This window comes from Streptosporangium sp. NBC_01755, assembly GCF_035917995.1.
GTDB lineage: Bacteria > Actinomycetota > Actinomycetes > Streptosporangiales > Streptosporangiaceae > Streptosporangium.
Genome location: NZ_CP109131.1, coordinates 8035205 through 8048530, shown reverse-complemented (window position 1 = coordinate 8048530; position 13326 = coordinate 8035205). Strand labels below are relative to the sequence as shown.

Sequence of the window (13326 nt, the reverse complement as noted above, 5' to 3'; positions counted from 1 at the left end):
AGTCCATGAAACGACAGGTCACAGCCCTGATGTCACGGCCGAGATCGACCCTCTGTCTGGGATCCAAGACATTAGGGTTATTCTTGGAAAATGTCCGTCGTTCCCGCCGCCGCCCAGGTGCTGGCCATCTTGCGCTACCTCGCGGGTCAGGCCGGCCCGGTGTCGGCCGCCGCCATCAGCCGTGACGTGCGCCTGCCCCGCTCGACGACGTACCACCTGCTGGATACGCTGGCCCGCGAAGGATTCGTCGTGCATCTGCCCGAGGAACGGCGCTACGGCCTGGGCGTGAGTGCCTTCGAGCTCGGTTCCGGATACAGCCGACAGGCCCCGCTCCAGCGGCTGGCCCGGGTGCCGCTGGCCGGGCTCGTCGATCGCACCGAGCACAACGCGCACCTCGCCGTACTGCACGGCCGTGAGGTCATTTACATCATCGAGGAACGTGCACCCGGGCGCGCGCCGCTGGTCGTCGAAGTCGGGGTACGGCTACCGGCGCACCTGACCGCCAGCGGCCGGGCCATGCTGGCGTGTCTCTCGCAAGCCCAGGTGCGGGCGGTGTTTCCCGATCCCTCGGCTTTCATTATGCGGACCGAGGTCGGACCACGCTCACCGTCCGCGCTCCGCCACCTGCTGGTCGACGTACGGCGCCGCGGGTATGCGACAGAGGAAGGGGAGGTCACGACAGGCTTTTCTTCCGTCGCCGCCGCTGTACTGGACCACAGGGCCTACCCGATCGCGGGAATAGCGGTCACTTTCCCCGTCGGCGATGTCGAGTCGGCGCAACGGGAGGAGATCGCGGGCCAGGTCGGGCGGACCGCTCACGAGCTGAGCCGCCGCATCGGAGGCATGGCCGACACCGTGAGTCGCATGCGAAAGTGAGAAGCGAGGGGGAGACGGGGGCGGAACCGGATCTGGACGCCTGGTGCCGTGCGCGACTGCCCGCCTACATGGTCCCGGCGCACCACGTACCGCTGCCCGCGATCCCGCTCAACGCCAACGGCAAGGTCGACCGCAAGGCGCTGCCGGAGCCGGGCGACCTCGGCCGACGGAGCACGTCGCCCCGCGCACCGACGCTGAGCGGCGCGTCGCCGAGCTCTGGGCCGATGTGCTCGGCGTCGCCGAGCCCGGCGTTACCGACGACTTCTTCGCTCTCGGTGGTCACTCCATCCTCGTGGTACGGATGGTCGCCCGGCTCAGGGAGATCTTCGGGACGTCGTATGTGGTTCTTGTTGCTGGGGGTGGGGTGGGGTGGGGGAGGGGGAGTTGCTGGAGTGGTTGCGGGGGCGGTTGCCGGAGTATTTGGTGCCGTGGCGGGTGGTGGTGGGTGGTGTTCCGTATGTCGACCTTCTCGTCCGTATCAGCTCCACAGTGGGCTCAATGTAGCTGTGCTGCGGCGGCCGCGGCCCCTTTCGCGGCCAACGCGGCAAGTAGTCGCCAGGCCTCTGGTAAAGGGCATCGGACCTGGGTAAAGTGCCGCACCGGCCCCGTTCCCGAGGCGGCGGGGTGTGAGCAGGTGGCGGCCGCCGACCCGGCGTTCTTCCGAAAACGCGAGGTGGGTCCGAGCAGGCCGTACCGGCACTGCTCGGACCCACCTCGTGCCCCCCGCCCGGGCCCCGGGCGTTCGCGACCCTCAGGTGGCGCCGGCCCGGTCCCGGGGTTCCGTCAGCGGCGGCGGAGAGCGGGATTGGTCAGGGCGGGCGGCAGGTAGCCGACGTCGTCGGGGCTGATGTTCGTCCCCGGCGGGACCAGCTCGTCGATCGCGTTGAGGATCTCCGGTGACAGCCGCACCTCGTCCGCGCCGAGCTGGCTGGTGAGCTGCTCCAGCGTGCGCGGGCCGATCACCGCCGAGGTGACGGCCCGATGGGAGAGCACGAAGCCCAGGGCCAGGTGGATCATCGAGATGCCCGCCTCGTCGGCCAGGACAGCCAGCTTCTCGGTGACGTCGAGCTTGCGGGCGCGGACCTCCTCGGCCTTGAAGTCGAAGTGGTCGCCGTTGCGGGAGGCCCGGGAGCCGTCGGGCAGCGGCGCGTCCCGGCGGTACTTGCCGGTCAGCCAGCCACCGTTCAGCGGGCTCCAGACCATCACCCCCAGGTTGTGGCGCTCGGCCACCGGCAGGACGGCGGCCTCGGCGTGCCGGGCGAGGATCGAGTACGAGGGCTGCTCGGTCGAGAACCGCTCGCGCTGCCGGTGGTCGGCGACCCACTGGGCCTCGACGATCTCCTCGGCGGGGAAGGAGGAGGTGCCGATCGCCCGCACCTTGCCCTGGCGCACGAGGTCGGACAGGGCGCCGAGGGTCTCGTCGATGTCGGTCTGCGGATCGGGACGGTGCACCTGGTAGAGGTCGATCCAGTCGGTGCCCAGGCGGCGCAGGCTGTCCTCGACGGCCTGCATGATCCAGCGGCGGGAGTTGCCACGCCGGTTGGGCGAGTCGCCCATCTGGTTGTGGAACTTCGTCGCCAGCACGATCTCGTCCCTACGGCCCTTGATGGCCCTGCCCAGGATCGTCTCGCTCTCGCCGAACGCGTACACGTCGGCGGTGTCGATGAAGTTGATGCCCGCGTCGAGCGCGGTGCCGACGATGCGCTCGCACTCGTCGTAATCGGTGTTTCCCCAGGCCCCGAGCATCATCGTGCCGAGACAGAGCGGGCTGACCTGGATGCCGGTGCGGCCAAGCGTGCGATGGTTCACGGCCCGATCCTGCCAGTCGGCCTTCGGCCACCTTCGCGCAGGGGTCGTATGTACCATCCTGTGCCGTTTCGGGGGGATCGTGTGGCAGAGCTGTCCGACATCGGACACCGGTTCCGTTCACCGGGCAGGGGGCCAACAACGCCGCCAAGTGCGCGGCCTCCTAACCGGATCGCGCGACATCCGGACCAGCACTGCGAGACCCGCCACGAGCAGCAGTGACCAATAGAGATGGGCCACCACCCAGTCCTGTGGCCGGAGCGTGGACATCGCGACCGGCCCCGGCAGAATGAAGATCAGTAGCCATGCGCCCGCCGCACCGGGCGCCGCCACGACACCCGGCTCCCGCATGCCGAGCCTCCCGGCCAGCATTGCGGCGCCTGCCAGCCCTGTGGCGAGCAGTCCCGCCGGCTCCACCGTCGACCACAGGACCCACACCGCCGACATACGCGGTGCCAGAACCAGCAGCGATACCCCCCACACCGGAACAATCCAGACCAATGTGAACCCCACCCGCGGCGCGGTCCGCGCCCCCAGCGGCAGCGGCATCGGCGCCAGCACGTCGGCCGCCGCGTTGTCCAGCACGAACACCGCGGCCAGCGTGACCAGAACGGAGATCACCCGCAGCGACCAGACCGCGCCCTTCCACGTGAGCGGTTCGTCATGGGGCCAGGCCAGGACCACGCCGCTGAACAGGAGCGAGTCCAGCATCGGCTGCCATCGGACCACTCTGCCGCTCAGCCGCGTCATGGCGATGGACCTCGTACTGTGGTCTGACTGTCCTCCGCGAGGCCACTCGGAAGACGCGGAAGCGGTGGAACAGCTCGTAGGCGCCGAATGCCCTGAAGGGGTCATCCGCAGCATCGCCGTAGTGCCGACAGGTGAGATCGCTTACGCAAGGTGCCGTCCACATCGTCGCAGCCGATGGGGACTGCGGGAGACTTGGGAGGTGACAATCGAGAACGCCCGTCCAGGTCCGCCGGAGACCAGCCCTTCCATCGTGCTGCTCACGCTGGCGCACCGGATCGAGTCCGAGCTCGGTGCCGCCCTCGCGCCGATCGGCCTGACGGTCAGCAGGCTCGGCCTGCTCGGGCACATCGCCGGTGTGCCCGGCGCGTCGTTCAGCGACTTGGCGCGGATGTCCGGAATCACCGTGCAGAGCGTCCATACGGCGGTGAAGGCGCTGTCCGGCGCCGGGCTCGTTCGGGACAACACCGCCCGTGCGGGGTCCGCTTCGGCCATCGAGATCACACCTGAAGGCGCACATCTCATGCAGGAGGCGATGAAGGCCGTGGCGGTGGTCGACGAACGGCTGTTCGGCCCGGACGCCGATCCGATCCAACGTCAGATCGCCGACGCCGTACGCGCCGCGTTCGGGGGCCGTTCACCGCTCTGACCTGATGGGTGAGAGGCCCCAGACGGTATGGGGCACAGCTCCGCTGCAACCTTCAGACAGACTGAAGCCTATGTTAGGCTTCAGTCTGTCTGAAGGTAATGGAGAGGGGTGCCTGTGGAAGGCGTGTTGTTGTCGGTCCATGTACTGGCCGGCATTGTGTTCGTCGGAGGATCGGCCGTCGCCGCAAGCCTGTTCCCCCGCTATGCCCCGGTCGCCACGAGCGTCGCGGCCGGCCCGGCCACGGCGGGTGCGCTCCTCGACCCGCAGCTGGAGACCCAGGGAGACCGCAATCGGGCCGTGGCTGTCGCGCTGCACCGCATCACCCGCGGTTACGGCGTCTTCGCTGTCGTCGTGCCCGTCGTGGGGATCGCCCTGGCTTTCGTCCAGGGCAGGATGGGCGAGATCTGGATCAACATCTCCATGGTCCTCACCACCGCCGCGGGCGGGTTGCTCGCCCTGCAGATCTATCCGCGCCAACGTGATGCCCTCGCCGCCCCCGACGACGGCAAGCGGCTGCGTACCTTGAGCATGCTCGCCGGAATCTACAACCTGCTGTGGGCGATCGTCGTGGTCCTTATGATCGTCCGCCCAGGGGCCTACTCTTGAGCGCCTGCCCCGGCACGAGGCCAAGTCTCCCGATGACTTCGTGCTGGACCAGAGCGATCTCGATGGACGGGTGCTCTGGACCTGTGTTCAGCAGATCGCGGACTCGCGGGTGAACCCGCCGGAGGCCGTAGACGATGTGCTCGACGCTTTGGAGAAAGCAGGTCTGGTCGAGTCGGTCGCCGCCCTCCGGGCTGGTTGGCGGATCGTCGAGGCTGGGGTGACAGTCGGTTTCCGAGGAATCGAGGGGATCACATATCCATCATTGTTCTCTGTGGGTACGTAACGTATGTTCCGGCTGTATACCGTCGATAGTCAGGGAGAAGTCGTGTCCGAAATCGTGGCTCCCCAGCTCGTCGTCAACAGCCGGATGATCTACTTTGGCTGGGTGCCGGCCGATCCCGAAGCCGTTGCGGCCCTGGTGCCTGACGGTCTGAAGCCCATGGCCAACCGCCAGGTCTTCATGAACCAGTACGTCGTCGACCGGCCTGAGCAGACTTCAGGCTTCGGCGCGTACTCGCTCACCTACATTGGGCCGGACCTGGAGGACGCCTACGCTCCCGACGGTGTGACCCCCGGCCGCTGGTGGACGCACTACTTCAACTCCAGTGTGGCGGTACGTGAGTACGCGGCCGCCCGAGGTGTGCCCGCCACCGCGGGCCGTACCACGATCGAGGTCGAGGGCAGGGATCTGGTCGCGACGACCGAGTCGGACGGTGTGCCGGTGATCCGTACGACTGCGCGGGTCGGTGACACCGGTATGGCGGTCAACCGTGGCCAGTTGCGCTACATCACCGAGGTCGGCGGGCAGAAGCTCAGCGGGATCTATCCGTTCGTGGCGGAACCGGTCGACCCGTTCGAGATCGTGTCACTGGAGTTTCTGGAGCCGAGCCACCCCGTCTATGCTCTCCGCCCCGCCGAGCCGCTGCAGATCGTGTGGGGCTTTTACTCGCCTCGGTCGTCCTTTGCCTATCCCGGTGGGGAGTCGGTAATGGTCTGACGCCCGTCACCGGGTGAAAAGCAAAGCCAGGTCATGACAGGTCTGTGATGCCGCCGCGGGTGGTCTGGGGAGTGCTCGTCGCGCACGAACCTTGTGGCTACCGCGGTTTCGATGGGACCGGGGTTGCGTGCCCCGCGAGACCGACCTCCGGCGACGCGTAGACCTGCGAAGACAGCCGAAACTTGGCCCAGGTCGGCCCGGTCCATCCGGTGTCGATTTGGGACTGGTGTCGTTTTCGGCGAGGAGTTTCATTACAGGGTTGAAGGCGCTCCGCCTGTGGCGTCTCGCCGCGCGTCAGGCGGTCGACGACCGTGCTGCGGTTCTTCGGCCGGTCGCAGCCGGCGCCGCCCACCATCCCTTTAGGGGCTCTTCGATGTTGAGGGTGAACATCCCCCTCAACATTGAAGAGCCGGATTGCCGACTCCTGAAAAGAATCTTCCCGGTGCGGTTGAGGATATGCTGGCCAGTCTTGAAAGAAACGGCCTTGTCCAGTCGGTCGCCGAACCGAGGGCTGTCTGAGAAAAACCGACTCTCCGCAGGTGGGCAACATTTTTCGAAGTGCAGCGGTCACTACGGCCTCGGCGGAGCCGGTGTGGCCGGTCCTGTCGGCCTCAGCGCAGACAAGACCGGCCATTCCGCAAGCGCATCATTCACAACGTCAGACACGTCGAAACCGAGCAACTGATCCGAGTCGGACAGTGACCGACTGTGAAGACCAAGCCTTGTGAAGGTGTTGCCCCGCTGGAGGGGTGATCGGTTGGAACGGTCGTGGCGCGCATGGCCATGCCCCTGGTGACATGCCTTCACTGAACCTGAAAGCTCGACGTGACACGCGATCATGCCTCTGACCTGCAGTGACAGGCGCGTTCCGGGTGGCGTCGACCTTTGATCATCAGTAAGCGTCACCTCAAGAGTTTTCGCAATAAAGCAAGTCCTGTGTTCCTGGTGGAGTAATCGTCTGTCGACCCCCGGAAAGGGAGACGAGTTATGAAGATCGATATCAAGTTAGTCGTCGGGCTGGTGGGCCCGCTGGTCATGGCCACGGGGCTCTGGCTGGTGGCCGGCGGCAACGAGGGCATGGGCCTTGGGAACGGCGCCGACACCGGCGGTTACGGAAACAACGGCGGGGACAAGGAGGCGAGAGACCTCAAGGGCTTGAGGATGGTGTCCGTGTCCGCTCCCGCACCGGTCATGACCGTGCCGACCGGCCCCGGCATGGTGCGCTGCCCGCAGCCGACCAAGACCGTCGGCAGCGCCGATGAGCTCCAGCAGGCGCTCAGGTCGGCCCGGGCGGGCGACGTCATTCGACTGCGCCCGGGCACCTACAGGGGCGAGTTCGTCGCCCAGAGGTCAGGAACACGGGGTAAGCCGATCTTTCTGTGCGGCACCGCCCAATCGGTTCTGGAGGGCGGCGGCATCAAGAAGGGCTACGCCTTCCACCTCGACAGGGCGAGTTTCTGGCGGTTGGTGGGCTTCACCGTTCAGAACGCGCAGAAGGGCGTCATGGCGGACAGGACCAACGGCTCGATCATCCAGGGCCTCACCGTGCATGACATCGGCGACGAGGCCGTCCATCTGCGCAATTTCAGTACCGGCAACATGGTGCAATACAACAAGATCTACAACACTGGCCTGCGCCGTGCGAAGTTCGGCGAGGGCGTCTATCTCGGATCGGCAGAGTCGAACTGGAAGAAGTATTCCGGCGGGCAGATGGACAAGAGCGACAACAACCTGGTACGCGGAAATGTGATCCGGGCCACGGCTGAGGCCGTGGACATCAAGGAAGGCACCAGCGGGGGCCACATCGTCGGCAACGTCTTCGACGGGTCGGCACTCGGCGGGGACAAGCTCAACGACTCCTGGGTCGACGTCAAGGGCAACAACTATGTGATCGAGGGCAACACCGGAAAGAAGACGCCGCAGGACGGCTTCCAGACCCACGAGATCGTCGATGGCTGGGGCACCGGCAACGTCTTCCGCAAGAACACCATCGATCTCGCCGGCGGCAGGGGCGTCGGCATCAACGACACCGTGGGCGGCAACACGATTGCCTGCGACAACAAGGTCATCGGCGGTCAGCTCACCAAGAAGGGCAGCTGTTCCTGACGCTCCGGCGGCGGCATCGGGCTGAGGTGATGCACTGGTTCTGCAAACCTCGCCCGAGCCACCGCACGCATCAACTCCACCTGGTTCCGTAGGGGGAGCGCAGGGCCGCCAGGCCCGAGCACCGGAAGCGGGGTGAGCCTATACCGGCCGCCTCCCAGGCTGCCTGAAGTCTCCTCCGAGGGCGCGGGTGTCTACTCGGTTGACGTCGGCGCGTGGGAGGCGTGGCCGCGACCGGCCGAAGAGCAGCAGCGCGGCTGGCATCCGCCCGCCTGCGGCGGGTCGCCGCAGGCCGCGGTGCCCGGTACGTTCGGGCACACGTAGCGCGGCACGCCGGAGCGGGGGCGGCCGTTCATCCGCCGGCCGCACCGGCCGCACCGCAGAATCCCGGACAGTAAATAGGTCCGCCCGGTGGCGGCCTGGGCACGGAAGTCACGGGCCGGATCACTCAACAGGCTGCTAAGCCGATCCGAATCGGTGGCACTGATGATGGCGGGCCAGACGGCGTCGGCCACGATCTCCCCCAGCAGTGGGCGCGTGGTCTCGGAAGTGCTGCGGGGTGTGTGCTCGCGTCGTCCGCTGATCCGCGCCGACGCCAGCAGCCGATGCAATGTCGTCGGGATCCAATGACCCCCGGTAGGAGTCGTGATCTCACGCGTGCGGAAGTCTCGACACACGCTCGACAGCGACTCTCCGGCGAGCAACCGTCGAGCGGCCTCCCGGATCACCTCGGTTTCCTTGTCGATGACCGTGACGCGGTCCTCGGCGTAGCCGTACGGGCGCATCCCCCGCCGGAGACCTTGCCCGCCTCGGCACTCTGGCGCCGCTGACGCCTCTGCCGCTCGGCCTTGTGCTCGGCCTCCTGGCGGGCGACGCCCAACCCTGCGCCCTCGCGGTCCTGGCTGATCCGGCAGTAAATCGCGGCTCGTCACATGGGTCACATAGATACACGTTGGTAGGACCGGGCGTTGCCGGACCCTTCGTGCGGAAAACGGCTCCCGAGGTGACGCCGAAAACAGCGGGTATATGGTGGAAAACGGGCAGAGAACCATTGTCTCCGGTCCGGACTCGGCCGTCACAGCCCCCTCGCAGGTCCCCTCGCGGGCGACGACCGGCTGCTCCACGAGCATCACGCGGAAGGGCGCCACGAGGAAACACGGAGGACGTCATGCCGAGCAACAAAGCCGTCTCCTACCAGGGACCGGGCAAGGTGGAAGTCCAGAACATCGACTATCCCGAGTTCGTCCTCAAGGACGGGCCGGGGGTCAACCCGGCCAACGTGGGCCGCAAGGTGCCGCACGGGGCGATCGTCAAGACCGTCGCGACGAACATCTGCGGCAGCGACCAGCACATGGTCCGTGGCCGTACCACCGCGCCCATCGGTCTCGTCCTCGGCCATGAGATCACCGGCGAGGTCGTCGAGATCGGCGGCGACGTGGAGTTCACGAAGGTGGGCGACCTCGTCTCGGTGCCCTTCAACATCGCCTGCGGCCGCTGCCGCAACTGCAAGGAGGGCAAGACCGGGATCTGTGAGAACGTCAACCCCGACCGGCCTGGCTCGGCGTATGGCTACGTCGACATGGGCGGCTGGGTCGGCGGGCAGGCTCAGTACGTCCTGGTGCCCTATGCGGACTGGAACCTGCTCAAGTTCCCGGACAGGGACCAGGCGATGGAGAAGATCCTCGACCTGGCCATGCTCACCGACATCTTCCCGACCGGCTTCCACGGTTGCGTCACCGCCGGGGTGAAGCCGGGAACGACCGTCTACATCGCGGGCGCGGGCCCGGTCGGGCTCGCCGCGGCGGTCTCGGCGTTTCTCCTCGGGGCCGCCGCGGTCATCGTCGGCGACCTGAACAAGGACCGCCTGGAGCAGGCTCGCAGCTTCGGCTGCGAGACCGTCGACGTGTCGCGGGGTGAGCCGAAGGACCAGATCGAGCAGATCCTCGGCGTGCCGGAGGTCGACTGCGGCGTCGACGCCGTCGGCTTCGAGGCGCGCGGCCACGGCGCCGACGCGGCACAGGAACGCCCGGCCACCGTGCTCAACTCGCTCATGGAGATCACCCGCGCGGGCGGCGCGCTCGGCATCCCCGGCCTGTATGTGACCGGTGACCCGGGTGCCCATGACGAGGCGGCGAGGCAGGGATCGCTCTCCATCCGGCTCGGCCTCGGCTGGGCCAAGTCGCTCTCCTTCGGCACGGGGCAGTGCCCCGTCATGCGCTACAACTACTACCTGATGCAGGCGATCCTGCACGACAGGGTGCAGATCGCGAAGGCGGTCAACGCGGTGCCGATCCCCTTGGAGCGGGCGCCCCAGGGGTACGAGGACTTCGACCAGGGCGCCGCGTCCAAGTTCGTGCTCGACCCCAACGGCGTGCTTGGCACGACGGGCTAGCGATCCGTCATCGACGCCGGATCCCGCGTGCGGGCGGGGTGAACCGGCAGATCATCCCTCGATGACGGGTCACCGGCCCCTTTCTCGCGCGTGCCGTGTCACCGCTTCCGGTGGTCGCTTGGGGGCGAGTCCCGGATTCAGAGGGCTTCGACGAACAACTCGGCCTCGCGCTCGCCCATGCCGGTCTCACCGCGCACCAGATAGACCGCCTGCTCTGCGCGGCCGGCGGCCTTGAGCTCGCGCACGCGGGTGGCCAGGTCGGGGACCGCGGCACCGGCGTGCGGCAGGGCCGTGGGCTGGGAGGGCTTGAACCGGGCCATGGCGGGTTGGCTCCACAGATCGTGTCCCATGGCCACGTCGTCGACGATCATCTTTGATTCTCGCAGGCTGAGCCCGGTGTGGTGGCGCAGCTCCTTGATCGCCTCGATCTTGCGTCCCCGGCGCGTCAGCTCGGTGACGAGCTCGTGCAGCCCCTGCGGCGTCGCCATCGGTATCGGCATCGGCATCGGCACCCGGCTGCCCTTTCTGGCGGCCATGACGACCCCGATGACGATCACCAGGATCACCGCGAACAGGACGGCGACGACCAGCAGTTCCATTGGTCCGATGTTCGGCATGTGCGGCATCGTACGACGCGTTCGCGCGAGCCGTACAGGTGACGAGGGAGGGCGGAGACCGCCCTCGGGTGCCGATGGGACACCCGCGGGCGGTTTCTCCTCCGGTTCCCCGCTCCCTTCCCCGCTCCCTTCCCCGCTCCCTTTTTCCGCTCCCTTTTCCGCTCCCCGCGAATTTCGCCGGGCCGTCAGAGGTCCAGGACCAGGCTGGGCGACGACGAGCGGCCGACGCAGATCATCATCGTCCGGCTCGCCTCCCGCTCCTCGGCGGTCAGCAGCGAGTCGCGGTGCTCGGGCGTCCCCGCGAGCACCCGGGTCTCGCAGGCGCCGCAGTACCCCTTCTCGCAGTCGTAGGAGAGGCCGGGGGCGACCTCGCGGATCGCCTCGATGAGGCGCTGGTCGGACTCGACCCGTACGGTCTGCCCCGTCCTGGCGAGGTGGACGTCGAAGGCGGTGTTGGCCGCCGGGTCTGTGACCACCTCAGGGGCGTCACCGGCGGTGAAGCGCTCGACGTGCAGCCGGTCGCCGATGCCCAGCCGCTCGCAGGCCCGCTCGACGGCCTCGATCATGCCGGAAGGGCCGCAGCAGTAGATCGCGGTGGCCGGCCCCGCCGAGGCCAGGATCACGTCCAGGTCGGGAAGGCCGAACTCGTCCTGTGGCACCAGTTCGGCGCGCTCGCCCGCGCACTCCACCAGTTCGTCGCCGAAGGCCATGGACGTGCGGGACCTCCCGCCGTAGACGGCGCGCAGGGCGCCGCCCCGGCGGGCGACGGCACGGGCCATGGCCAGGATCGGCGTGATGCCGATGCCTCCGGCGATGAACAGGTAGTCCTCGGCGGTCACCAGGGGGAAGTGGTTGCGCGGTCCCCGCACACCGACGGTGACACCCTCGCGGGCGATCTCGTGCAGCTCGGCCGAGCCGCCGCGGCCGTTCTCCTCGCGCAGTACCGCCACCCGGTAGCTGTCTCGCCGCCCGGGGTCGCCGCACAGGGAGTACTGCCGGACGCGGCCCGACGGCAGGCGGAACTCCAGGTGCGCGCCGGGCTCCCAGGCGGGCAGCTCGCCGCCGCCCGCCCTGGCCAGGGTCAGCGCCAGCACACCGTCGGCGACCGGCTCGGCTCGGGTGACGACCGCCTCGAAGGAGGCGGCCGGGGTGAAGGCCGACTGGGTGCCGGGCGCGGATCCGGCACCCAGCCGGGGTCCCGGCGGGAAGATCGCGGGGATCGCGTCCCAGCCGGACTGGTTCCCCCGCGTGGGGTAGGCGACGAGCCCGTCCTCGAGCACCTGGAATTCCGGCAGCCTGGTCAGCACCTGGGTGATCATCTCGCGGAACATGGCGCGGGCCAGGTGGGCGCCGGCGCAGCGGTGCGTGCCGATGCCGAAGCTGAGGTGCCTGGTGGCGTCCCGGTCCAGGCGCACCTCGGCCGGGTCGGGGAAGACGGCCGGGTCGTGGTTGGCGGCGACCCACGGGATCAGCACGCGCTCACCGGCTCGCACCGGGCACCCGCCGATCTCGGTGTCGGCGCGTACGGTGCGCGCCATGGACTGCGAGGGGGCGAACGCCCGCAGGAACTCCTCGGTGGCCGTGTCGAGCAGGTCGGGCGACTCGATCAGGCGGCGCCGCTGCCCGGGATTACGGCTCAGGTGCACGAGGACGGAACCGGTCAGCGACGTGGTGGTGTCGACACCGCCCGCGATGAGCAGCCCGATCACCGACACCAGTTCGTCCTCGCCGTACGGGGTGCCGTCGGGACGGTGCTGCGAGGCCAGGACGCTCGTCGCGTCCGAGGTGGGCTCGGCCCGGCGCAGCCGGACGATCTCGCGGATCCGCCGTTCCATGTAGGCGAGGCCCTCGGCGCCCTTGCGGGCCCTGTCGCTGTCGGCGGGCGCGGCGAAGATGTCGTGGATCGGCCCGGCCAGCCGGGCCCAGTCCTCCTCGGGGAAGCCCAGCCAGTCCAGGGTGACCGCGGCGGGCAGCGGGTTGGTCAGGTCACGGACGAAGTCGGCCGAGCCGTGTTCGATGAACGCGTCGACGACGCGCGTCGCGTGCCTGGCGATCATCGGCCGTAGCCGGTCGACGGCGTCCGGGGTGAGCAGAGGGTTGATCAGGTCGCGGTACCCGGTGGCCTCTGGCGGGTCCAGTTCGATCGGGTACTGCTCCAGGCCCGGCCCGCTGGGGATGACGATCGCGACCCGGTCCTCGCCGGAGGAGGCCCGGGAGGAGGAGAAGGTGTCGTCGTCGCGGGCGATCCTGGTCACGTCGGCGTAGCGGGTCGTGTAGACGAAGCCGCCGTGGGCCGAGGTCCGGCCCACCGGGCACTGCTCGCGGAAGGAGTCGTAGTAGGCGACCGGGTCCGCGGTGCACGCCGCGGAGTGGTGGTCGAAGTCAACCTGCTGGGTCATGGCGCACAGGCCCCATATCCATACGAACGATGCGCGGTGTTGCCCAGCCGCGCCACTGGGTGTCTGGGTGCCGGAAGTCTACTCACGTGCGGATCACGAGACAATGTCTCGTATATCGCAGCGATGTCTCGCGG

13 protein-coding genes are annotated in these 13326 nt (G+C 68.2%); 7 read left to right on the top strand and 6 right to left on the bottom strand.

Translation table 11 applies throughout. From position 1 onward, the window contains the following. Window positions 1-90: 90 nt before the first annotated feature. Window positions 91-876 carry an IclR family transcriptional regulator gene (locus tag OG884_RS36820; RefSeq protein ID WP_326640653.1) on the top strand — a complete coding sequence of 262 codons (786 nt, stop codon included), beginning with the start codon at window positions 91-93 and terminating at the stop codon, window positions 874-876. A gap of 64 nt (window positions 877-940) precedes the next feature. Here the strand turns inward: OG884_RS36820 and OG884_RS36815 are convergent, their stop codons facing one another. Continuing rightward, the gene (locus OG884_RS36815) at window positions 941-1159 is read right to left on the bottom strand and encodes a hypothetical protein (RefSeq protein ID WP_326647121.1); all 219 of its coding nucleotides are present in this window, start codon (window positions 1157-1159) and stop codon (window positions 941-943) included. Between OG884_RS36815 and OG884_RS36810 the strand changes: the two genes are divergently transcribed. Next, window positions 1103-1705 (top strand): phosphopantetheine-binding protein, encoded by a 603-nt coding sequence (locus OG884_RS36810; RefSeq protein WP_326640651.1) that lies wholly within the window; start codon window positions 1103-1105, stop codon window positions 1703-1705. The two genes, OG884_RS36815 and OG884_RS36810, sit on opposite strands and share 57 nt — an antisense overlap. On the opposite strand, the gene OG884_RS36805 is transcribed toward OG884_RS36810, so the two are convergent. Further along, the gene (locus OG884_RS36805) at window positions 1660-2685 is read right to left on the bottom strand and encodes an aldo/keto reductase (RefSeq protein WP_326640649.1); all 1026 of its coding nucleotides are present in this window, start codon (window positions 2683-2685) and stop codon (window positions 1660-1662) included. The two genes, OG884_RS36810 and OG884_RS36805, sit on opposite strands and share 46 nt — an antisense overlap. 117 nt (window positions 2686-2802) lie before the next feature. Further along, window positions 2803-3432, bottom strand: a complete 630-nt coding sequence (locus OG884_RS36800) for a hypothetical protein (protein ID WP_326640647.1) — start codon at window positions 3430-3432, stop codon at window positions 2803-2805. Window positions 3433-3631: 199 nt separating this feature from the next. On the opposite strand from OG884_RS36800, the gene OG884_RS36795 reads away from it, so the two are divergent. The 4 genes from OG884_RS36795 (at window position 3632) to OG884_RS36780 (ending at window position 7787) form a co-directional block, all read left to right on the top strand. Further along, on the top strand, window positions 3632-4078 hold the full coding sequence (locus OG884_RS36795) for a MarR family winged helix-turn-helix transcriptional regulator (RefSeq protein ID WP_326640645.1): 447 nt from the start codon (window positions 3632-3634) through the stop codon (window positions 4076-4078). A 114-nt stretch (window positions 4079-4192) separates the two neighbouring features. Beyond that, entirely contained in the window at window positions 4193-4684 is a 492-nt protein-coding gene (locus OG884_RS36790) for a hypothetical protein (protein WP_326647105.1), read from the top strand. A 325-nt stretch (window positions 4685-5009) separates the two neighbouring features. Beyond that, window positions 5010-5681, top strand: a complete 672-nt coding sequence (locus tag OG884_RS36785; protein ID WP_326640644.1) for a hypothetical protein — start codon at window positions 5010-5012, stop codon at window positions 5679-5681. Between the two features lie 987 nt (window positions 5682-6668). Continuing rightward, a complete protein-coding gene (locus OG884_RS36780) occupies window positions 6669-7787 on the top strand; it encodes a right-handed parallel beta-helix repeat-containing protein (protein ID WP_326640641.1) in 1119 nt (372 codons plus the stop codon). 191 nt (window positions 7788-7978) lie between these two features. On the opposite strand, the gene OG884_RS36775 is transcribed toward OG884_RS36780, so the two are convergent. Beyond that, on the bottom strand, window positions 7979-8569 hold the full coding sequence (locus OG884_RS36775) for a recombinase family protein (RefSeq protein ID WP_326640639.1): 591 nt from the start codon (window positions 8567-8569) through the stop codon (window positions 7979-7981). A 383-nt stretch (window positions 8570-8952) separates the two neighbouring features. On the opposite strand from OG884_RS36775, the gene fdhA reads away from it, so the two are divergent. Next, on the top strand, window positions 8953-10176 hold the full coding sequence (gene fdhA, locus OG884_RS36770) for a formaldehyde dehydrogenase, glutathione-independent (protein WP_326640637.1): 1224 nt from the start codon (window positions 8953-8955) through the stop codon (window positions 10174-10176). Window positions 10177-10313: 137 nt separating this feature from the next. Here fdhA and OG884_RS36765 read toward each other — a convergent pair whose 3' ends face one another. Both OG884_RS36765 and OG884_RS36760 read right to left on the bottom strand, forming a co-directional pair. Further along, on the bottom strand, window positions 10314-10793 hold the full coding sequence (locus OG884_RS36765; RefSeq protein WP_326640634.1) for a hypothetical protein: 480 nt from the start codon (window positions 10791-10793) through the stop codon (window positions 10314-10316). A gap of 185 nt (window positions 10794-10978) precedes the next feature. Next, a complete protein-coding gene (locus OG884_RS36760; RefSeq protein WP_326640632.1) occupies window positions 10979-13192 on the bottom strand; it encodes a cytochrome P450/oxidoreductase in 2214 nt (737 codons plus the stop codon). Window positions 13193-13326: the final 134 nt, after the last annotated feature.